Origin of the sequence: Streptomyces sp. SP18BB07 (genome assembly GCF_036322545.1) — a bacterium.
Lineage (GTDB): Bacteria > Actinomycetota > Actinomycetes > Streptomycetales > Streptomycetaceae > Streptomyces > Streptomyces deccanensis.
In genome coordinates, this window is sequence record NZ_JAQYWT010000340.1 from 37,776 (window position 1) to 58,497 (window position 20,722).

At 71.1% G+C, this 20,722-nt stretch carries 15 protein-coding genes, 4 tRNA genes and 2 pseudogenes; 9 read left to right on the forward strand and 12 right to left on the reverse strand.

What is annotated here, in order from left to right:
* Positions 1–81 precede the first annotated feature (81 nt).
* The gene (locus tag PUR53_RS28290; protein WP_329910087.1) at positions 82–1,572 is read left to right on the forward strand and encodes a chloride channel protein; all 1,491 of its coding nucleotides are present in this window, start codon (positions 82–84) and stop codon (positions 1,570–1,572) included.
* 19 nt (positions 1,573–1,591) lie between these two features.
* Here PUR53_RS28290 and PUR53_RS28295 read toward each other — a convergent pair whose 3' ends face one another.
* The gene (locus PUR53_RS28295) at positions 1,592–2,653 is read right to left on the reverse strand and encodes an oxygenase MpaB family protein (protein ID WP_329910088.1); all 1,062 of its coding nucleotides are present in this window, start codon (positions 2,651–2,653) and stop codon (positions 1,592–1,594) included.
* 117 nt (positions 2,654–2,770) lie between these two features.
* On the opposite strand from PUR53_RS28295, the gene PUR53_RS28300 reads away from it, so the two are divergent.
* Positions 2,771–3,424 (forward strand): TetR/AcrR family transcriptional regulator, encoded by a 654-nt coding sequence (locus PUR53_RS28300; protein ID WP_329901988.1) that lies wholly within the window; start codon positions 2,771–2,773, stop codon positions 3,422–3,424.
* Between the two features lie 49 nt (positions 3,425–3,473).
* On the opposite strand, the gene PUR53_RS28305 is transcribed toward PUR53_RS28300, so the two are convergent.
* Together PUR53_RS28305 and PUR53_RS28310 are read right to left on the reverse strand one after the other, a co-directional pair.
* Positions 3,474–3,953 carry an ArsI/CadI family heavy metal resistance metalloenzyme gene (locus PUR53_RS28305; RefSeq protein ID WP_329901987.1) on the reverse strand — a complete coding sequence of 160 codons (480 nt, stop codon included), beginning with the start codon at positions 3,951–3,953 and terminating at the stop codon, positions 3,474–3,476.
* Positions 3,954–3,981: 28 nt separating this feature from the next.
* A complete protein-coding gene (locus PUR53_RS28310; protein ID WP_329910089.1) occupies positions 3,982–5,385 on the reverse strand; it encodes an FAD-dependent oxidoreductase in 1,404 nt (467 codons plus the stop codon).
* Positions 5,386–5,678: 293 nt separating this feature from the next.
* On the opposite strand from PUR53_RS28310, the gene PUR53_RS28315 reads away from it, so the two are divergent.
* On the forward strand, positions 5,679–6,056 hold the full coding sequence (locus PUR53_RS28315; protein ID WP_329901984.1) for an ArsR/SmtB family transcription factor: 378 nt from the start codon (positions 5,679–5,681) through the stop codon (positions 6,054–6,056).
* Positions 6,057–6,198: 142 nt separating this feature from the next.
* Here the strand turns inward: PUR53_RS28315 and PUR53_RS28320 are convergent.
* From PUR53_RS28320 to PUR53_RS28335, 4 genes and pseudogenes are all read right to left on the reverse strand, one after another.
* Positions 6,199–6,534, reverse strand: a pseudogene (locus PUR53_RS28320) (cation transporter); the annotation flags it as partial.
* Between the two features lie 20 nt (positions 6,535–6,554).
* A pseudogene (locus PUR53_RS28325) lies at positions 6,555–6,965 on the reverse strand (FAD-dependent oxidoreductase); the annotation flags it as partial.
* Entirely contained in the window at positions 6,962–7,732 is a 771-nt protein-coding gene (locus PUR53_RS28330) for an aquaporin (protein ID WP_329901983.1), read from the reverse strand. The pseudogene PUR53_RS28325 and the gene PUR53_RS28330, both read right to left, overlap by 4 nt.
* Positions 7,733–7,770: 38 nt before the next feature.
* Positions 7,771–8,079, reverse strand: a complete 309-nt coding sequence (locus PUR53_RS28335; protein WP_329901982.1) for an ArsR/SmtB family transcription factor — start codon at positions 8,077–8,079, stop codon at positions 7,771–7,773.
* Positions 8,080–8,171: 92 nt separating this feature from the next.
* Here PUR53_RS28335 and PUR53_RS28340 point away from each other — a divergent pair, with 92 nt between their 5' ends.
* Positions 8,172–8,585 (forward strand): arsenate reductase ArsC, encoded by a 414-nt coding sequence (locus PUR53_RS28340; protein WP_329901981.1) that lies wholly within the window; start codon positions 8,172–8,174, stop codon positions 8,583–8,585.
* 218 nt (positions 8,586–8,803) lie between these two features.
* On the opposite strand, the gene PUR53_RS28345 is transcribed toward PUR53_RS28340, so the two are convergent.
* From PUR53_RS28345 to PUR53_RS28365, 5 genes are all read right to left on the reverse strand, one after another.
* A tRNA-Lys gene (locus tag PUR53_RS28345) sits at positions 8,804–8,876 on the reverse strand.
* A 211-nt stretch (positions 8,877–9,087) separates the two neighbouring features.
* Positions 9,088–10,662, reverse strand: a complete 1,575-nt coding sequence (locus tag PUR53_RS28350; protein ID WP_329901980.1) for an amino acid permease — start codon at positions 10,660–10,662, stop codon at positions 9,088–9,090.
* 124 nt (positions 10,663–10,786) lie between these two features.
* Complete coding sequence (locus PUR53_RS28355; protein ID WP_329910090.1) at positions 10,787–12,988, reverse strand: DEAD/DEAH box helicase; 2,202 nt, start codon at positions 12,986–12,988, stop codon at positions 10,787–10,789.
* 389 nt (positions 12,989–13,377) lie between these two features.
* Entirely contained in the window at positions 13,378–13,908 is a 531-nt protein-coding gene (locus tag PUR53_RS28360; RefSeq protein ID WP_329901978.1) for a hypothetical protein, read from the reverse strand.
* 231 nt (positions 13,909–14,139) lie between these two features.
* Entirely contained in the window at positions 14,140–14,490 is a 351-nt protein-coding gene (locus PUR53_RS28365; RefSeq protein WP_009327618.1) for a metallopeptidase family protein, read from the reverse strand.
* Between the two features lie 74 nt (positions 14,491–14,564).
* Here PUR53_RS28365 and PUR53_RS28370 point away from each other — a divergent pair, with 74 nt between their 5' ends.
* From PUR53_RS28370 to hrpA, 5 genes are all read left to right on the forward strand, one after another.
* Complete coding sequence (locus PUR53_RS28370) at positions 14,565–16,226, forward strand: metallophosphoesterase family protein (RefSeq protein WP_443080369.1); 1,662 nt, start codon at positions 14,565–14,567, stop codon at positions 16,224–16,226.
* A gap of 81 nt (positions 16,227–16,307) precedes the next feature.
* A tRNA-Glu gene (locus tag PUR53_RS28375) sits at positions 16,308–16,380 on the forward strand.
* A gap of 35 nt (positions 16,381–16,415) precedes the next feature.
* A tRNA-Asp gene (locus PUR53_RS28380) sits at positions 16,416–16,490 on the forward strand.
* 24 nt (positions 16,491–16,514) lie between these two features.
* Positions 16,515–16,588: transfer RNA gene (locus tag PUR53_RS28385), tRNA-Phe, on the forward strand.
* Positions 16,589–16,715: 127 nt separating this feature from the next.
* A complete protein-coding gene (gene hrpA, locus PUR53_RS28390; protein ID WP_329910091.1) occupies positions 16,716–20,693 on the forward strand; it encodes an ATP-dependent RNA helicase HrpA in 3,978 nt (1,325 codons plus the stop codon).
* Positions 20,694–20,722 lie beyond the last annotated feature (29 nt).

The following is a 20,722-nucleotide window of genomic DNA, read 5'->3' on the forward strand; positions in this document are numbered from 1 at the left end:
GGATGGCCGGATGGCCGGATGGCCGGATGGCCGGATGGCCGGGTTCAGCCACCAGACAGTCGGCGTTGTTCACACCTGAGCGTGACGACGGCTGTCGGCGGAATGCCGGTCGGCGAGCGGCGTGCCACGCTCGGCAGCGGGCCGCTCGCGCCCGGTGGCAGTGGGCGTTGCGAGGAGGTGGAGCGCGTGCCGGTCGAGGTCGAGACGGCCGGGGCCGGGTCGCCGCCGGATCCGACGACGCTTCTCCGGAGCCGTGCCTACCTGGCACTTCTGGCGATGGCCGCGCTGATCGGCGTACCCGTGTCCGCGGCGGCGTTCGGCTTCCTCGCGCTGGTCGGCGAGGCCCAGCCCTTGATCTACTCGGATCTGCCCGAGGCTCTGGGGTTCGACGGAACGCCGGCCTGGTGGCCGTTGCCGCTGCTCGCTGTCGGGGGACTGCTGGTGGGGCTGACGGTCCGGTACCTGCCGGGGCACGGCGGGCATGAACCGACCGCCGGGTTCCAGCCCAGCGGCGCGCCCCCACCCGTCGAACTGCCCGGCATCTTCCTCGCCGCCCTGGCGACGCTCTGTTTCGCCGCCGTCCTCGGGCCCGAGGCGCCCCTCCTGGCACTGGGCGGCGGGCTCGCCGCCGCTGCCGTACGGCTGGTCGGACGCAACCCCCCGGAGCAGATGAGCGCGGTGTTGGGGGCGACCGGGAGTTTCGCGGCCGTCAGCTCGCTGCTGGGGTCGCCGCTGCTGGGGGCGTTCCTCCTGATGGAGGCCTCCGGGCTGGGCGGGCCGATGATGGCGATGGTGCTGGTGCCCGGCCTGCTGGCCTCCGGCGTCGGCGCGCTCATCTTCGTCGGGCTGGGCTCCTGGACCGGCCTGGGCACCTACTCGCTCACCCTGCACGACGTCCCCGAGGCCACCCGGCCGACCGCGGCGGAGTTCGGCTGGGCCCTGGTCATCGGGCTGTCGGCCGCGCTGGTGGCCGCGGGCGTCCGATGGCTCGCCGTCCGGCTCAAGGCGCGCGTCGAGCGGCGGCGGGTTCCGGCCACGGTCGTCATCGGCGTGGTGGTGGCGGGACTGGCGATCGGCTACGCGGAGGGCACCGGCAAACCGGCGACCGACGTGCTCTATTCGGGGCAGACGGCGCTGGACCCGTTCCTCACCCACAGCGCCGCGTACTCGGTCGGGGCACTGGCGCTCCTGGTGGTGTGCAAGGGCCTCTCCTACTGCGCGTCGCTCAGCGCCTTCCGGGGAGGCCCGATCTTTCCCGCGATGTTCGTGGGCGCCGCGGGCGGCATCCTCTGCTCCCATCTGCCGGGGCTGAGCCTGGTCGCGGGGTTCGCGATGGGCATCGGGGCGATGAGCGCCGCGATGCTGCGACTCCCGCTGGTCTCGGTCCTGCTGGCCACCCTGCTGATCGGGGCCCAGGGGATCACCGTCATGCCGTTGGTGATCGTCGCGGTGGTGGTGTCGTACGTGACCACGGCGAGACTGACGCCGCTTCCGGTGCCCACGCGGCCTCCGGGCCCGTCCTCCACGCCGCCTCCCGAGCCCGGCCGAGGTGAGCCACAACCTCCACCATGACGACCGGTCAGGCGACCGGTCAGGCGAGCGGACCCAGGATCTCCTGGGACTCGATCAGCCCCTGATCGCTGGGGGCCTTGCCGGCGTCGAAGACACGGGCCGCCTGGCGGGCCCGGAAGTCCAGGTGAGCTTCGGCGGGCCTGGCGTAGCCGTGGCGGGCCCGGGCCTCCGCCGGGGTCAGCACCTCGGGGTTACGGGGAGGGATGCCGAGCTTGATCGGCGCGATCACCGGAACCGTGGAGGGCGAGAGCAGCGCCAGCAGGCGCAGTTCGGCCCTGGGGCTGAGGTGGGCGAGCGCGAACGCCGTCCTCATGACGGGCACGATGAGCACGTCGAGGAGGCGGGACTGCCGGATCCCGGCCAGCTCGCGCATCCAACGCGGCATGGTGGCGATCGTGGCGATCCGCTGCGCCTTCGCGACCGCCATGCTCGCCGGCTTCGCCCAGCGCGGCACCGGCGGCAGTACGAGTTCGCTCCTCAGGAGGTGGTTCATGGCCTGGCGGGCGATCGGGCTGGCGGACAGCCGCGGGCGCATCCGCTCGAAGTACGCCCGGACACCGTCCCGGCTGCGGGGGACGTCGTCGGGGGAGCACGTCTGCAGTTCCGCGGCGACCGCGCACGCCTCCCAGTACTCGCGCTCCTCCTGCTCGGTGAGCTTGCCGGGCCCGTACCTCTCGTACGCGTAGAGGATCGAGTGCCAGCCGGTGAGCTGGATCCACAGCTGCGAGGCGGGGTCGTTGGCGTCGTAGGTGCCACCGCCGTAGGGCAGGTCGCCGATCGCCTTGGAATGGACCTTGACCAGGACGTCGGCGGCCCGGCACACCTCGCGTGAACCGGCGAAGGCCACCATCGCGAAGTACCGCAGAGTCCGGTCGTAGCGGGTGCGCGAGCGGCGGTAAATGCCCTGGGTCGCGTGGACGGCGGCCACCAGCGGCGGGTCGAGTTCCTCCACGACCACGGCCCGCTGGAAGCCCACCGTCGGCGCCGTCGGATAGCTCCAGACCTTCCACACCACCGAGCCCGGGCCGAAGAAGCCGTGGTCCTCGTGCGGTTCGACCTCGCTCCGCCTCAGCTTCATCATGGAGCCGCTCCTCACGTCGTCGCGCGCCGCGGCGAACGCCGCCCGCCGCCCCGCACCGCCCCACTCATTACGACAGTGCTGTCTTAAATTAAGACACGAGTGTCGTAAACTGCCAAGGTGTCAGCGTCCACCTCTTCGGAAGACAGGCCGCGCAAGCGACGCCCCTACGCCCCGCGCGTCCCGCTCGCGGAACGCCGCGAGCAGCTGCTCGACGCGGCCCTCGCCGTGATCGTGAGCGACGGCTACGACCGGATCTCCATCGACGCCATCGCCAAGAGGGCCGCGGTCGCCCGGTCGGTGGTCTACGGCGCCTACGAGAACCTCGACGCCCTGCTGACGGCACTGCTCGACCGACAGCAGGCACGCGCCTTCACCCGGCTGCTCGCGACGGTCCCCCGCACGGAGGAGGGCCCGCGCGACCCCGCCGCGTTCGCCTCCGAGGCCGTACGCCGGATGTCCGCGATGCTCCGCGAGGACCCGGACACCTGGCGGCTGATCCTGCTGCCCCCGGGCAACATGCCGACCGTCGTCCGCGACCGCATCGAGGCCGACAGGGAACGGTTCCGGACCCTGGTCGAGGAGTGGCTCGCCCTCGCCCTGGCCACCCGCCCCGGCCCGGCACTCGACCCGCGACTCCTCGCCCACGCACTCGTCGCCTGCGCCGAGCACTTCGGCCGGGTCGCGCTCACCGACCCCGGCAGATTCGACCCGGAGCACCTGATCGAACAGGTGCGCACGATCCTCGGCGCGCTCTGGCCCCCGCCCCCATGACACCAGGCGGCGCGAGGCCGGGGCAGAATCCGCCTCGGTCATCGGCGGATCAGCAGCAGCCGCCCGCGACGGCCGGTTCCTCGGTACCGGCACCGGTACCGGTGTCGGCCTCGGCCGGGCCGGTGGCGCAGCAGGCGCTGCCCCGCTGCTTGGCCAAGGAGTCGGCGTCGGCTTTCACGACGTAGACCTCCCAGGGTTCCTGGCCAGGGCCGTGGACCCAGACCTTGTCCTGGAGGGCGTAGCAGCAGGTGGTGTCGTTCTCGACGTCCGTGGTGAGGCCCGCTTCGCCCAGGCGGGCGGTGGCGGCACGGACCGCCTCGGTCGTCTCGACTTCGACGCCGAGGTGGTCCAGGCGGGTCGCCTCGCCTGCGGTGCCTTCGATGAGGACGAGTTTGAGCGGGGGCTCGGCGATGGCGAAGTTGGCGTAGCCGTCCCGGAGTTTGGCGGGCTCGGTGCCGAACAGCTTGCTGTAGAAGGCGATGGATGCGTTGAGGTCGGGGACGCGCAGGGCGAGCTGTACGCGGGGCATGGCGAACCTCCTTGGGTGGGTGGTGAGTTCAGCAGCCTCCGGAGGCGGCCGCCGGGGCGCCGGCTCCGATCTGGAGGGTGGCCGGGGCCGCGCAGCAGCCGCCGCCCTCGTTGCTCTGGCTGCTCCGGTCGGCGTCGGGGTCGTCGAACAGGCCCGCGCCGCCGCATACGCCGGTCTCGGGCAGCGTGAGTTCGACGCGCTCGGCGGCCTCCTGGTCTCCGGCGAGGGAGGCGGTGATGGAGCGGACCTGCTCGTAGCCGGTCATGGCGAGGAAGGTGGGGGCGCGGCCGTAGGACTTCATGCCGACCAGGTAGATGTCCTTCTCCGGGTGGGAGAGCTCGTTCACGCCGTGCGGGTAGACCGTGCCGCAGGAGTGGACGTTGGGATCGATCAGGGGGGCGAGCGCGGTGGGGGCCTGGAGGCGTTCGTCGAGGCGGAGGCGGAGTTCGGAGAGGAAGGACAGGTCGGGGCGGAAGCCGGTGAGGACGATGACCTCGTCGACCGGGTCCAGGCGGCGCCCGTCCTCGGCCACGAGGACCAGTCGGCCGTCGGCGTCGCGTTCCACGGACCGAGTGCGGAATCCGGTGACCGTGCTCGCGTGGCCGGCCTCGACGGCGGCCTTGGCGCGCAGGCCCAGGGCGCCGCGGGCGGGGAGCTGGTCGGCCTCGCCGCCGCCGTAGGTGTTGTCGCCGATGCCCCGGCGCAGGACCCACACCGCGTGCGTTCCGTCCGCCTCCTCGGCGAGGTCGGCGAGGTCGGCGAGGTACGCGAGGGCGGTGAAGGCGGAGGCGCCGGAGCCGATGACCGCCGTGCGCTTGCCCGCGTACCGGGCGCGTACGGCCGGGTCGCCCAGGTCGGGGACACGGTGGGCGATGCGGTCGGCGGCCGCCTTCTCCCCGAGGGCGGGCAGGCCGTCGGCGCCCATCGGGCCGGGGGTGGACCAGGTGCCGGAGGCGTCGATGACGGCGCGGGCGGTGATCCGTTCCTCGCGGCCGTCGGCGAGCTGGAGGTGGACCGTGAAGGGTTGCTCGTCGCGGCCGGAGTCGACGATGCGGTCCCGCCCGGCGCGAGCGACGCCGGTGACCGTGGCGCCGTAGCGGACCCGGTCGCCGAGGACGTCGGCGACCGGCTGCAGGTACTGCTGGGCCCAGTCGCCGCCGGTGGGGTAGCCGGTGCCGTCGGGGCGGATCCAGCCGGTCGGGGCGAGGAGCTTCTCGGCGGCCGGGTCGATGACCTCGGCCCAGGGGGAGAACAGCCGGACGTGCGACCAGGCCCGTACGGCGGTACCGGCGGACGGCCCTGCCTCCAGGACGAGCGGTTCGAGGCCGCGCTCGACGAGGTGGGCGGCGGCGGCCAGGCCGATCGGGCCGGCTCCGACCACCACGACGGGCAGCTGGTCGGTGGTGGGCGCGGTGTGGGCGGACACGGCCACGAGATTCCCCTTTGTTTCGACATTCGTCGATGGCTTACGCGGCCCAGCATGGCACCTGTATCGATGAGCGTCAACATAGACGTTCATCGAATTAATGGGGAAGCGGCGGCGTGGAGCACATCGATGGCGCGGCGATCGGGGGTGGCCAGTCCGGGCGGGCCACCGCGCACGCCCCTTCGCGGGCAGGGGCTTCAGCTGGCCCGCACCGGCCTCAGCACACTTCCCGGTCTCGGCACACTTCCCGCCCCTACGACCCTCGGCCCCACTGGTTCGACGTATGTCAACATAGATGCATGTCGAACACGAAGGCGCTGCCGCTCCTGGATTCCGCCGCCGACGAGGGCGTGGCGCCGTGCTGCCCGCCGCTCACCGAGCGCCCGTTCACCGCGGAGGAGGCCGAGACAGCCGCACGCATGTTCAAGGCGCTCGGCGACCCGGTGCGGCTGCGGCTCTTCTCCGCCGTGGCCTCGCACGAGGGCGGCGAGGCATGCGTGTGCGACATCTCCGACGTCGGCGTCTCCCAGCCGACCGTCTCCCACCACCTGAAGAAGCTCAAGGAGGCCGGGCTCCTCACCTCCGAGCGGCGCGGCACCTGGGTCTACTACCGGGTCGAGCCGTCCGTGCTGGCCGCGATGGGCAAGCTGCTGACCATAGCCCCGGCCGCAGCCTGATCCGGCCCAAGACCGAAGTCACCCCGCCGGGTCGGGAGGGCCCGTACGCAGGTCGCGACGCCGCCTGTCCGGGCCTGGCCGAACGCCGCTGCGACTGCTGCTACTGCTGCTACTGCTGCAGCTGCTGCCGTAGGCACGCGCGTCAGCAGCAGTCGCAGCCCGCTCGGCAACCGCAGGTGTCTCCCTCCGCGGTCGCGACGGGCTTCGGCGCGGCCACGGGCGTGGCGCAGCAGCCCTTGCCCTGCCAGGCGTCGCGGCCTTCCTTGGCCGCGATGACGGCGATGACCAGGGCCGCGACGGGGTCGGCCCAGGACCAGCCGACGGTGGCGTTGAGGACCAGGCCCGCCAGGAGCACGGCGGACAGGTAGGTGCACAGCAGGGTCTGGCGGGAGTCCGCGACCGCGGAAGCCGAGCCGAGTTCGCGTCCGGCGCGGCGCTGGGCGGCGGACAGGGACGGCATCACCGGCAGGGAGAGCAGCGAAGTCGAGAGTGGGGGAGGGCGGTGGCCGCGTCGAACAGCGCGCGGCCGTCGATGTCCTCGGCCAGGTAGCGGGGCGGGCGCTGGGTGATCTGGGCTCCGGAGTTGCCGTCGCGGTGGACGCCGAGTACGCGTACGGGTCGCTCGACGGGAAACTCGTACCGCTTCTCGTAGTCGGCGAGGTACTCGACGACGTGCTGCGCGTCGGGGTAGGGCCGGCCGGCCTGCGGTGGCATCAGGCGGCCGGGCAACGAGGAGTAGGCGGCCGGGGAGAACAGGTGCAGGGAGTCCCAGGTGTGCTGCCAGGTGCCGCCCGCTGTGGTCCGGGCGTCGAGGACGACGAAGTCCAGGCCCAGGCGGCGCAGGTGGTATCCGGCGGCGAGCCCGGACTGGCCGCCGCCGATCACCACCACCGGGGACGTCCGCGTCACTCGGCGGCGTCCCGCCCGGGCACGAAGATGAGCGCCACCAGCGCCAGTCCCACCACGCCACCGATCAGCTGCATGCCGATGAAGCCGGCGACCGAGCCCGGCGCGATACCGGCGAACGTGTCGCTGAAGGTCCGGCCGATGGTCACCGCGGGGTTCGCGAAGGACGTCGAGGAGGTGAACCAGTACGCGGCGCCGATGTAGGAGGCGACCGCCACCGGGGCGAACCGCAGCTGGTCGGTGCGGGCCAGCCCGAAGATCAGCAGGACGAGCCCGGCGGTGGCCACGACCTCGCCGAGCAGCAGGTGCCCGGCGGACCGGTCGTGCGTGGACCACTCCACCAACTGCTTGCCGAACATCGCGTCCGCCAGGATCGCGCCCGCGATGGCCCCGACGATCTGCGCCGGGACGTAGACGGCCGCCTCGCGGATCGTCACCCCCGCGCCGCCGCGCCTGCCGGTCCACCATTCGGCCAGCGTGACCACGGGGTTGAAGTGGGCGCCCGAGACCGGGCCGAGCAGGAGGATCAGGACGCCGAGGCCGAAGACGGTGGCCAGGGAGTTGGCCAGCAACTGCACGCCGACGTCCCGGGTCAGCTCGGTGGCCTGGATGCCGGAGCCGATCACCACCGCCACCAGGGCCGCGGTGCCGACCAGTTCGGCGGCGGCGCGGGCCGCCAGGGGCCTGCGCGGCGGGGTGGCACCCGGCGCGGGCTGCGGCTCGGCGGACGGTATGGCCGACTCCGCGGCGGATTCGTGCGTGGCGGTCAACAAGACTCCTTGGTGCGGTCGCGGGGGGAGGCGACGGGTCAGGGGCAGGACCGCTTGTTGTCGGCGGCGGTGCGGGCGGACTCGGCCAGGTCGGCGAACTGACCGGCGAGCAAGGCGATGACGTCGGGCTTGAGCCGGTAGTAGGTGAACCGGCCGCACGGCTCCGTCTCCACGACGCCGGCCTCGCGCAGCACTCTCAGGTGGTTGGAGAGGTTGGTCTGCCGGGCGCCGGTCTCCTCCACGAGGTGGGTGGTGCACAGCGTCTCTTTGGCGAGCAGGGTCACGATCCGGAGCCTGAGCGGGTCGGCCAGCACCCGGATCAGATCAGTGTCGACTGACGTCATCATGCGCTGATACTGTCACATCAGTGGTGACTGACACCACCGGGTGCTGACATCATTCGCACCTGATGTCGTCGTGAGACAAGAGAGAGCCTCCGATGTCCGACAAGCCCTCCGTGCTGTTCGTCTGTGTCCACAACGCCGGCCGCTCCCAGATGGCCGCCGCGTGGCTGACCCGCCTGGCCGGGGACCGGGTCGAGGTCCGCTCCGCCGGCTCCAACCCGGGCGCGGGCGTCAACCCGGCCGCCGTCGAGGCCATGGCCGAGGTCGGCATCGACATCTCCGCCGAGGTCCCGAAGATGCTCACCGTCGACGCCGTCAAGGAATCCGACGTCTGCATCACCATGGGCTGCGGCGACACCTGCCCGGTCTTCCCCGGCAAGCGGTACCTGGACTGGCAGTTGGAGGACCCGGCGGGCCAGGGCGTCGAGGCCGTACGGCCCATCCGTGACGAGATCAAGGTCCTGGTCGAGGGCCTGATCAAGGAGATCGCACCGCAGCCCCAGGCATGAGAACCGCGACCGGGCCGGACGTGTTCGACGAGACAGCCGAGGCCGAGTGCGGCCCGGCCGATGTGCTCGACGGCCTCCGATCGCTCCGCCGGGAGCCGCCGCGGCGCTCCGCGCAGCGCTCACGCGAGGCCCTGAAAACGAGGAAGCGTCCGAGCCGACCGAAGTCGGCCCGGACGCCGCGTAGCAGGTCAGAAGGGGTTTCCCTCCTCCTGCACCAGTAGGCCCTGTGGGACTCGAACCCACAACCAATGGATTAAAAGTCCACTGCTCTGCCAATTGAGCTAAGGGCCCAGGCGATGTTGCCTCCCCGAGCATAGCCGGACGTGGCCGGGAGTCCGATCGGGTATCGGTGTCCCGGCCGCGTCGGAGGGCCGTAAAAAGGTTCGCCGGAGAACAGAACGGGCGCAAGATCGGCGGAAGTCGGGCGAGTTGGCCGGGCCGGGCCCCGGAGCGACGCACGACGAGAACCCGGGCCCGGCCACGGGATCACGGGATCACGGGATCACGGGTCGATCGGCCCCGGCGCCCCCTTCCGCCCCGCCTCCCGCGTCACACCGCGCCCGAGCTCGGGGTCGAGGAACCAGTGGCGGGCGGAGACGGCCCACCAGATCGCAGCGAAGCCCAGCACCACGAGCACGGCGACCGGGGCGTAGTTGAAGTTCTCCCAGGTGACCGGGGAGAGCTGCGGGAGCATGAACAGGACGGTGATGAAGAGGACCCAGACCACCGCGATCACGCCGATCACCCGCGACCAGCGCCCCAGATGCCAGGGACCGCGTTCGAACGCGTCGCCCTTGCGCAGCCGCAGCAGGGTCGGGATGACGTACGCGATGTAGAGGCCGATCACCGCGATGGAGGTGACCGCCGCGTACGCCGTGCCATTGATCAAATACGGCAGGCCGAGGACGAGCGCGCCGCCCGCCGCCAGCCAGACCGCCGCCACGGGGGTCCGCGTACGCGGGCTGACCGTGTGCCAGACGTGCGAGAACGGCAGGGCGCCGTCGCGCGAGAAGGCGTAGATCATGCGGCTGTTGGCCGTGACGGAGGCCATGCCGCAGAAGAGCTGCGCGCCGATGATGACGAGGAGGAGCAGTTTGCCTCCGGTCGCGCCGAGCGCGTCCAGCAGGATCTGCGCGGGCGGCACCCCGGTCGCCGACTCGCGCGCGCCGTCGTAGGACTGGATGGCGAACGTGAAGCCGAGGAGGAGGACGAAGCCCGCGACCCAGGACGTCCAGATGGACTGGACGATGCCCTTGGGGCCGGCCGTCGACGCGTCGTGCGTCTCCTCGGTCATATGGGCGGAGGCGTCGTACCCGGTGAAGGTGTACTGCGCCATCAGCAGCCCCAGCAGCACCACGTACAGCCCGCTGCCCCAGCCCGTCTCGTTGACGAACTCGGTGAACACGAAGGACGCCGACTGATGGCTGTCCGGGACGATGACGAGCGCGCCGACGATGACGACCACACCCACCACGTGCCACCACACGCTGACGCTGTTCAGCAGACCGACGATCCGGACGCCGAAGGTGTTCAGCAGGCCGTGCAGCAGCAGGATCGCGGCGAAGAGGAGGATCGTCCGGCCCGGGGTCACCTCGAAGCCGAACTCCAGGTTCAGGTACGCCGCCAGGAACGACGCGGCGCCGAAGTCGATGCCGGCGGTCACGGCCACCTGGCCGAGCACGTTGAACCAGCCCGTGAACCAGGCCCAGGCCGCCGCGCTGCTTGGCGGTGCCAGCCGGTGCGCCCAGAAGTACAGGCCGGCGGAGGTCGGATAGGCCGAGCAGATCTCGGCCATGGCCAGACCCACGAAGAGCGTCATCAGCCCGACCGCGACCCAGCCCCAGGTGATCACCGCGGGCCCGCCGGTGTTCATGCCGAAGAGGTAGAGCGTCATGCAGCCGGACAGGACCGAGATGATCGTGAAGGAGACCGCGTAGTTGGAGAACGCGGACATACGGCGGGCGAGGACCTGCGTGTAGCCCAGTTGGGCGAGCCGTTCCTCGTCGGACACCGAGACCGACACAGAGTCCGGGACCGAAGCCCCGGCTGCCCCACGGGCTATGTCGTCATCTGTCATGCCCCCAGCAATTCCCGCTCCAGGGACGTGACATGCGCCACACCATGGCCGAAAACCGGCGGGGCCAAGCCCGAAGGGCCCGTACGACCGGAGTCGTACGGGCCCTTCGCTGTCTCACTTACCGTCAGCCGTTGCGCTTCCAGCGCGGCTTGTCGTCCCGGCGGCCGAAGGAGCCGGTACCGGTGCCGGTGCCGGTGCCGGTGCCACGGTGGTCGTCACGACGGCCGTGCGGACGCTCGTGGCCACCGGAGCGGAAGCCCGGACGGTCGCCCTGGCGGTCGCGGTTGAAGGGACGGTCGCTGCCCCGGTGCCCGCCCCGCTCGTCGCGACGCTCGAAGGAACGGCCACCGCGGTCGTTGTCCCGACGGAACCCACCACGGTCGTTGTCACGACGCTCGAACGAACGCCCACCGCGCTCACCGTCACGACGCTCGAAGCCACCGCGCTCGTTGTCCCGGCGGAAGCCACCACGGTCGTCGCGGCGCTCGAAGGAACGCCCACCACGGTCGCCGTCCCGACGGTCGTTGTCCCGGCGGAAGCCACCACGGTCGTCGCGGCGCTCGAAGGAACGGCCACCACGGTCGTTGTCCCGACGGAACCCACCACGGTCGTTGTCACGACGCTCGAACGAACGCCCGCCACGGTCGCCGTCCCGGCGATCGTCACGGCGGTCGAAGCCACCGCGCTCACCGTCGCGGCGGTCGTCCCGGCGGAACCCGCCACGGTCGTTGCGCTCGTTGCGGTCACCACGGTCGTAGCCGCCGTGCCCGTTGCCCCGCTCCTCGCGGCGCTGACGCGGCTGGTCGTACGAGGGACGCTCGGCCGACTGCTCCACGACCGCGGCCGGGGCCTCGGCCGTCGCGCCGTCCGCCTCGACGGCGACGGCGGCGGCCTCCGAGGTGGCTGCGGCGACAGCCGCCTCCGGGTCCTCGCCCCGCTCCCGGGCGGCACGCGCGGTCAGCCGGTCGGCCTCCTCGCGCAGCTCCGCGGCGCGGCGCGTGGCCCGCTCCAACTCCTTGCTGAGCTGAGCGACTTCACGCTCGGCCTGCTGCGCGGCGTTGCCGGCGGACTCGGCCTGGACCTCGGTCATCGACCGGGCGCCGGTGATCTCGGCCACCTCGGGGTCGAACGACGTACCGCCCTGGATGATGTGACGCCCGGCGTCGACGCCCGCGTCCTCCATCAGCCGGAAGATCTGGCGGCGCTGGTGCGGCAGGGAGAGGGACACGACCGTGCCCGTACGCCCGGCACGCGCCGTACGGCCGGCCCGGTGCAGGTAGTCCTTGTGGTCACCGGCGGGGTCCACGTTGAGCACCAGGTCGATGCCGTCGACGTGGATGCCTCGGGCGGCGACGTCGGTCGCGACGAGCGCGTTGACGTAGCCCTTCTTGAAGTCCTCCAGCACCCGGGTACGCGCGCCCTGCGTCATACCGCCGTGCAGCGCGTCGGCCTTCACGCCGGAGTCGCACAGCTGCTCGGCGATACGGTCGGCACCGAGCTGGGTGCGGACGAAGATGATGGTGCGGCCCTTGCGGGAGGCGATCGCGGCGGTGACCGGCGCCTTGTCCTTGGGCTTCACGATCAGGATGTGGTGCGACATGGTCGTGACGTTGCCCTGGGCGCTGTCGACCTCGTGCGTGACCGGGTTGCTCAGGTAGCGCTTGACCAGCGTGGAGATCTCGTTCTCCATCGTGGCCGAGAACAGCATGCGCTGGCCGCCGCCCGGGATCTGGTCGAGCAGCTCGGTGACCTCGGGCAGGAAGCCCAGGTCGGACATCTGGTCGGCCTCGTCGAGGACGGCGATCTGCACGTTCTCCAGGGAGCACGCGCCACGGTTGATGAGGTCGCGCAGGCGGCCCGGGGTGGCGACGAGGACGTCGACGCCGCGCTCCAGGGCGTAGATCTGGTTGCCCATCGACGTACCGCCGCAGACGACCTTCATCTTCAGGCCGAGGACGTCGCCGTAGGGCTGGAGCGCGTCCGCGACCTGCATCGCGAGCTCACGGGTCGGGGTGAGGATGACGGCGCGCGGCTTGTGCTTCTCGGTGCGGCCGCCGGCGAGCGTCGCCAGGGTCGGCAGACCGAAGGAGAGGGTCTTGCCGGAGCCGGTGCGGCCACGGCCGAGGATGTCCTTGCCGGCCAGGGCGTCCGGGATGGTCGCGGCCTGGATCGGGAAGGGGGTGGTCACGCCGTTCTGCGCGAGCTTGCGCACGACGCCCTCGGGGAGACCGAGGTCCGCGAAGGTGACCTCGGGGGCCGCCGTCTCGGCGGAGTCGTTCTCGCCGTTCTCGGGCACGACGACGTGATCAGTACTGGAAATGGACATGCGTATGCGAAACCTTCCGGAGTCTCGTCGGCACGCGCCCGTCAACTCCGTGATTCGCACACGACCGCCTCTATGCGGTCCGCCACGGCAAAGGAGAGTACGCGCCACACGGCGCGCTCTGCGGTGGCGCCGGGCAAATGGGATCAAACGATCTACCACCATACGCACCCACCACCCCTCAAGGCAAACTGAGCGGATATCCGCAGGTCAGAGGTGACGGGGAGTTCCAGCGGAAGGTGCGGGGGCGGCGCCTCCGACAGATCCGGGGCGTGACCCCGAAGGCGCGGCAGATGCGATGTGGTGGATCCAACAGGGGCCAAGGCGCACGACCCTGCCCCGCCTCGACGCCCACCCCGAGACCACACCCCCTCGGCCCAACCGCCAAAGGCCTACGCCGTGTTGCCCGCCTGCGGCGCCGGCTCCCGCTCCACCAGCTGTGCCCCCTGCTCGTGCGCGGACGACGACGGCTCGGCCGAAGGCTCCGGCGACGGCGGTGGCTCGACCGGCTTCGTCGGCTCCGGCTCGGGCGGCACGACCGTCGGCGTGGGGGTCGGCTCGCCCTTCGGAGGCTCGGGCTTCTCCGGCCGCTCCCCCTTCCCCTCGTCCTTGCCCCCCTCGGGCGGCGTCGCCCGGCCGGGCGGCTCGGCCGCCCCGGACGCTGACGCGGAGGCGGACGCGGACCCGGCGGCGGAAGGGTCGGGCGAGGCGGAGCCACGGCGCTTGCCCTGCCCCGACTCGTACCCCGGGCCCCCTCCGCCCGTCACCACGGAGCCCCCGTCCGGCTTCTCCCCGGCCCGCTGCCCGACGGAGGGCGACGGCCCGGGCTTCCGCCCGTCGTCCCCCACGCTCATACAGCCGCCGACTGCCGCGACGGCCAGGACCGTGGCGGCCAGTCGGACGGATACGTTCAAGGCGCGCACGGCGGCCACCTCCGAGGGGGCGAAATGGGGAGTCCCCCTGCCCAACTCCCGCCGCCCACAAGAGGACACGCGCGGCGGGAAGCCCCTCACGGTGACGCGGCTCAGAAGTGCCGCACTTCACAGCCCCGGGCCAGCAGCGCGCCCCTCCAGAGCCACGGGGAACCACGCGCCCAGCCCCCTCCGGCCCGCACGCACCCACCGCCCCCGGCCCGCCCGCCCGCCCCGAAACGCCTATCCGTACCCGAGCGCGTGCAGCCGCGCGTCGTCGATCCCGAAGTGATGCGCGATCTCGTGCACCACGGTCACCTCGGTCTCCGCGACCACGTCCTCCCGCGACTCGCACATCCGCAGCGTCGGCCCCCGGTAGATCGTGATCCGGTCCGGCAGCACCCCGGCGTACCACTCACCGCGATCCGTGAGCGGAGTCCCCTCGTACAGCCCGAGCAGCTCGGGATCGTCGGCGGGCGGCTCGTCCTCCACGAACACCGCCACGTTGTCCATCAGCCGCGTCAGCTCCGGCGGAATCCGGTCCAACGCCTCGGCGACCAGTTCCTCGAACTCCTCGCGCGTCATCTCCAGCACACGGCCATTGTCCTGCACGACCCCCGCAACTCGCCCCCCGCATATCCGTCCGCACCCCCGGGCATACGGCACCAATGGCACGCGTCCCCGCCGCCCCGGCCCCCCGCACCACCGACGCCGACACGACCGACAACGCCATCAGGACCGCCCTGCGGACCGCCCTCCGCCGCGTCTCCCGGGCCATGCCACGGGCCCCACGCGCCCTGGCCCGGCACTACCGCTCCCGCCGCACGCACCCGACCCTCGAACTGGTCCACCACCCCCACCCCTGGGGACGGGCGCTCGGCCTCGTCACGGTCGTGCTGCTCGGCGCCTGGCTGGGCCTGCTGATCGTCGGCAACGTCCGCGCCCCCGTCGGTCCCATGAACACGACGATGACCCTGCGCCCGTCCCTCACCGGCGGCACGAAGATCAACGTCTCCCCGCTCGGCGCCCTGGAACTGCGCAGCCACAACGCCCCCGTACGCCTGGACGTGAACGTCGACCAGCTCGACCCGGAGCGGGCACAGGCCCTGGTCGACCACCCCGAGCGCATCTCCGGACTGCAGGAGGAGATCGCCTCGGACGTGCAGCACGGCACCGTCGACCTGGCCGTACGGTCGGGCGTCGCCGTCGTCGTCGGGGCCACCACGCTGGGTCTCGCCGTGTTCCGCCGTCCCCGCCGCGCCCTCGCCGCGGGCGGCCTCGCCCTCGTCCTGCTGGCCGGCGCCGGCGGTACGGCCGCCGCCACCTGGAACCCCAACTCCGTCCTGGAACCCAGGTTCTCGGGCCTGCTCTCCTCCGCGCCCTCCCTCGTCGGCAACGCGCGCAGCATCGTCACCGAATTCGACATCTACCAGAAGGAGTTGGCCCGCCTGGTGACGAACGTGACCAAGCTGTACGACGTCACGTCCACGCTCCCCGCATACCAGCCGGACCCCACGACCATCCGCGTCCTGCACGTCTCCGACATCCATCTGAACCCCGCGAGCTGGAAGATCATCGCCTCGCTGGTGGAGCAGTACGAGATCAACGTCATCGTGGACTCCGGCGACACCATGGACCACGGCAGCGCCGCCGAGAACCCGTTCCTCGACCCGATCGCCGACCTCGGTGCGCCCTACGTCTGGGTGCGCGGCAACCACGACTCGCGCGCGACGCAGCGCTATCTGGAGGGCATCGACAACACGCACGTCCTCGACGAGGGCAAGGCGGTGACCGTCGGCGGGCTGCGCTTCGCGGGGATCGGGGACCCGCAGTTCACCCCGGACCGCTCGACCGAGAAGGCGGGCCTGCCCTCGGAAGAGGTGGCCGGGCGGAAGCTGGCGGACGCCCTGCGCACGCAGAAGACGGCGGGCAGCCCCGTGGACATCGCGATCGCCCACAACCCGGACGCCGCCCGGGAGACGGACGGCGAGGTCCCGCTCGTGCTCGCCGGGCACCTGCACCACCCGGAGATGGAGATCCTCGACCAGGGCACCCGCCTGCGTATCGAGGGATCGACCGGCGGCAGCGGTCTGCGCGCCGTGGAGGGCAAGTACCCCGATCCCATCCAGGCCTCGGTCCTGTACCTCGACCGCGACACCCGGCGCCTCCAGGCCTGGGACGAGATCAAACTCGGCGGGCTGGGCCTGACGACGGCCGAGGTCAGCCGCCATCTGCCGAAGGAGAACCAGCCGGGTGCCGAACCCGGGGACGAGCGGTCCCCGTCCCCCTCCGGCACCACGTCGACGGACGAGCCCTCCGGTGGCCCGTAAACCGTTTTGGCGATACCTCCCGCCATCCCATATGCTTCTCACGTCCCCGACGCGCTGACGAAGCGCCCAGGCGGGCCGATAGCCCTCATCGTCTAGCGGCCTAGGACGCCGCCCTTTCAAGGCGGTAGCACGGGTTCGAATCCCGTTGGGGGCACGCAAGAACGTGTGCGACACTGTCGTACGCCTCTTGGTCCTGTGGAGCAGTTTGGAGTGCTCGCCACCCTGTCAAGGTGGAGGCCGCGGGTTCAAATCCCGTCAGGACCGCTGGTGTTTCACGTGAAACATCGCGGCTGGGTAGCTCAGTTGGTACGAGCGATCGCCTGAAAAGCGATAGGTCGCCGGTTCGACCCCGGCCCCAGCCACATCGAACGAAGACCCCCTCCGGATCACCGGAGGGGGTCTTCGCATATGCCGCCAGGAACGGACGGCGACGGCCGCACGCAAAAGCGTTCGCCCCTCGTTTCCCGGAGGTGAGATCCTGGGTCCCGTATGTCCACTCACCCTGCCCCCGCCTTCGGCGCCCTCGCCCCCCGTCTGGCCGAGCTGTCCCTGCGCGACGCGCACCGGCTCGGGCGCAGACTCGAAGACGCGCGCAAGATCCGTAAGCCCGAGGCCCGTGCCGCCGTTCTCGCCGAGATCGAGGCGGAGGTCGCCAAGGGCGAGTCCCGCATGGCCGAGCGCGCCGCACGCGTGCCGGCCGTCTCGTACCCCGAACAGCTGCCCGTCAGCCAGAAGAAGGACGACATCGCGGCCGCCATCCGCGACCACCAGGTCGTCATCGTCGCGGGCGAGACCGGCTCCGGCAAGACGACCCAGATCCCCAAGATCTGTATGGAGCTGGGGCGTGGCGTACGCGGCATGATCGGGCACACCCAGCCCCGTCGTATCGCCGCCCGCACCGTCGCCGAGCGCGTGGCGGAGGAACTGCGGACACCGCTCGGCGAGGCGGTCGGCTGGAAGGTGCGGTTCACCGACCAGGTCAACCCGGACGCCACCTTCGTCAAGCTGATGACGGACGGCATCCTGCTCGCCGAGATCCAGACCGACCGCGAACTGCGCGCCTACGACACGATCATCATCGACGAGGCCCATGAGCGGTCGCTCAACATCGACTTCCTGCTGGGCTATCTCGCCCAGCTGCTGCCCAAGCGCCCCGATCTCAAGGTCGTCATCACCTCCGCGACCATCGACCCCGAGCGCTTCTCCCGCCACTTCGGCGACGCCCCGATCGTCGAGGTCAGCGGCCGTACGTACCCCGTGGAGGTGCGCTACCGCCCCCTCCTCGAAGAGGACTCCGACGACGCCGACCGCGACCAGATCACCGCCATCTGCGACGCCGTCGAGGAGCTCCAGGGCGAGGGCAAGGGCGACATCCTCGTCTTCCTCTCCGGCGAGCGCGAGATCCGGGACACGGCCGACGCCCTGATCAAGAAGAACTACCGCTTCACCGAGGTCCTCCCGCTCTACGCCCGGCTCTCGCACGCCGAGCAGCACCGCGTCTTCCAGCCGCACACCGGTCGCAGGATCGTTCTGGCCACGAACGTCGCCGAGACCTCCCTGACCGTCCCGGGCATCAAGTACGTCATCGACCCGGGCTTCGCCCGCATCAGCCGCTACAGCCACCGCACCAAGGTCCAGCGCCTCCCGATCGAGGCCATCTCGCAGGCCAGCGCCAACCAGCGCAAGGGCCGCTGCGGCCGTACCTCCGACGGTGTCTGCATCCGGCTCTACAGCGAGGACGACTTCGAGGCCCGCCCCGAGTTCACGGACGCGGAGATCCTCCGTACCAACCTCGCCTCCGTCATCCTCCAGATGACCGCGGCCGGCCTCGGCGACATCGAGAAGTTCCCCTTCATCGACCCGCCGGACCACCGCAACATCCGCGACGGCGTCCAGCTCCTCCAGGAGCTCGGCGCGCTCGACCCGGCGCAGAAGGACGCACGCAAGCGCCTCACCCCGATGGGCCGCAAGCTCTCCCAGCTGCCCGTCGACCCCCGGCTCGCCCGCATGGTCGTCGAGGCCGACAAGAACGGCTGCGCCCGCGAGGTCATGGTGATCGCCGCCGCGCTCTCCATCCAGGACCCGCGCGAACGCCCCGCCGACAAGCAGGCCCAAGCGGACCAGCAGCACGCCCGCTTCAAGGACGAGACCAGCGACTTCCTCGCCTTCCTCAACCTCTGGCGGTACGTCCGCGAGCAGCAGAAGGAGCGCGGCTCGTCGTCGTTCCGCCGGATGTGCAAGCAGGAGTACCTGAACTTCCTGCGCATCCGTGAGTGGCAGGACATCTACAGCCAGCTGCGCACGGTCGCGAAGCAGATGGACATCCATCTCAACGAGGACGACGCACCCGAGCAGCACATCCATGTCTCCCTCCTGGCCGGCCTGCTCTCCCACATCGGCATGAAGGACGTGAAGGACGCCGGGGGCGAGGGCGGGAGGAGCACGGGGAAGAACGAGTATCTGGGCGCCCGGAACGCCAAGTTCGCGATCTTCCCGGGCTCGGCCCTCTTCAAGAAGCCCCCGCGCTTCGTGATGTCCGCCGAGCTGGTGGAGACGAGCCGCCTGTGGGCCCGCGTCAACGCGCGGATCGAGCCCGAGTGGGTCGAGCCGCTCGCCGAGCACCTCCTCAAGCGGACGTACAGCGAGCCGCACTGGGAGAAGGACCAGGCGGCCGTGATGGCGTACGAGAAGGTCACGCTGTACGGCGTACCGATCGTCGCCCAGCGGAAGATCAACTACGGCCGGATCGACCCGGAGGCCAGCCGCGAGCTGTTCATCCGCAACGCGCTCGTCGAGGGCGACTGGCGCACGCACCACAAGTTCTTCGCCGACAACCGCAAGCTCCTCAGCGAGGTCGAGGAGCTGGAGCACCGGGCCCGGCGCCGGGACATCGTGGTCGACGACGACACACTCTTCGACTTCTACGACCAGCGGGTCCCCGACCATGTCGTCTCGGGCGCCCACTTCGACTCCTGGTGGAAGCACAAGCGCCATGAGCAGCCCGACTTCCTGGACTTCGAGCGGGAGATGCTCATCCGGGAGTCGGCCGAGGCGGTCACCAAGGCCGACTACCCGGACTCCTGGCGGCAGGGACAACTGAAGTTCCGCGTCACGTACCAGTTCGAGCCGGGCGCCGACGCGGACGGCGTGACGGTCCACATCCCCCTCCATGTCCTCAACCAGGTCACCGACGAGGGCTTCGACTGGCAGATCCCGGGCCTGCGGCAGGAGGTGGTGACGGAGCTGATCCGTTCCCTCCCGAAGCCGATCCGCCGGAACTACGTGCCGGCGCCGAACTTCGCACAGCGGTTCCTGGATCAGGCGGTCCCCCTCCAGGAGCCATTGCCGGTGACGATGGCCCGCGAACTCAAGCGCATGGTGGGCGTGCCGGTGACGCCCGAGGACTTCGACTGGGCCCGGGTCCCCGACCACCTGAAGATCACCTTCCGGATCGTCGACGAGCGGCGCAGGAAGCTCGCCGAGGACAAGGACCTGGAAGCACTGCGGCAGCAGTTGAGGCCGAAGGCCCGCAAGGCCCTCTCGCAGGCCGCCGCGGCCACCGCCGAGCGCCAGGGCGGCGAGTCCGTGGAGCGGACGGGCCTGACGGACTGGACGATCGGCTCGCTCACCCGGGTCTTCGAGACCCGCCGGGCCGGGCAGCCGGTGAAGGCGTATCCGGCCCTCGTCGACGACGGTCCGGCGGCGAACACCGTCTCCGTACGCCTCTTCGACACGGAGGCGGAGCAGATGGAGGCGATGTGGAACGGCACCCGTAGGCTCATCCTCCGAAACATTCCGGTCAACCCTGCGAAGTTCGCGAGCGAAAAGCTCACCAACGCGCAGAAGCTGGCACTGTCGGCCAATCCGCACGGTTCGATCCAGGCCCTGTTCGACGACTGCGCGATGGCCGCCGCCGACAAGCTGATCGCCGACTTCGGCGGACCGGCGTGGGACGAGTCGTCGTACCGCAAGCTGTACGACAAGGTGCGCGCGGAGATCGTCGACACCACGGTCCGCACGGTCGGCCAGGTGCAGCAGGTACTGGCCGCCTGGCAGGCCTGCGAACGCCGTCTGAAGTCGACCCGCAGCACGGCCCTCCTCGCCAACCTCGCGGACGTACGGGGGCAGCTGGACGCCCTCGTGAAGCCGGGGTTCGTCACGGAGGCGGGGCTGCGCCGGCTGCCGGACCTGATGCGCTATCTGGTGGCGGCCGACCGCCGGCTGCAGCAGATGCCGACCGGTGTCCAGCGGGACACGTCCCGGATGGAGAAGGTCCACGAGATGCGCGACGAGTACGCCTGGCTGCTGGAACAGCTGCCCCAGGGGCGGCCGGTGCCCTCCTCGGTCAAGGAGATCCGCTGGATGCTCGAGGAGCTGCGCGTCAGCTACTTCGCGCACGCCTTGGGCACGGCCTACCCCGTCTCCGACAAGCGGATCGTGAAGGCGATCGACGCGGCGGTTCCGTGATCGGCCCTGCACACCGGGTGAGTTCGACC

Bases quoted from the DNA above. Each gene is read 5' to 3' on its own strand.
- PUR53_RS28295 (WP_329910088.1), bottom strand. From the start codon at position 2,653: ATGATGAAGCTGAGGCGGAGCGAGGTCGAACCGCACGAGGACCACGGC.
- PUR53_RS28335 (WP_329901982.1), bottom strand. From the start codon at position 8,079: ATGATGACGTCAGTCGACACTGATCTGATCCGGGTGCTGGCCGACCCG.
- PUR53_RS28340 (WP_329901981.1), top strand. From the start codon at position 8,172: ATGTCCGACAAGCCCTCCGTGCTGTTCGTCTGTGTCCACAACGCCGGC.
- PUR53_RS28350 (WP_329901980.1), bottom strand. From the start codon at position 10,662: ATGACAGATGACGACATAGCCCGTGGGGCAGCCGGGGCTTCGGTCCCG.
- PUR53_RS28370 (WP_443080369.1), top strand. From the start codon at position 14,565: ATGGCACGCGTCCCCGCCGCCCCGGCCCCCCGCACCACCGACGCCGAC.
- hrpA (WP_329910091.1), top strand. From the start codon at position 16,716: ATGTCCACTCACCCTGCCCCCGCCTTCGGCGCCCTCGCCCCCCGTCTG.
- PUR53_RS28355 (WP_329910090.1), bottom strand. From the start codon at position 12,988: ATGTCCATTTCCAGTACTGATCACGTCGTCGTGCCCGAGAACGGCGAG.
- PUR53_RS28305 (WP_329901987.1), bottom strand. From the start codon at position 3,953: ATGCCCCGCGTACAGCTCGCCCTGCGCGTCCCCGACCTCAACGCATCC.
- PUR53_RS28315 (WP_329901984.1), top strand. From the start codon at position 5,679: ATGTCGAACACGAAGGCGCTGCCGCTCCTGGATTCCGCCGCCGACGAG.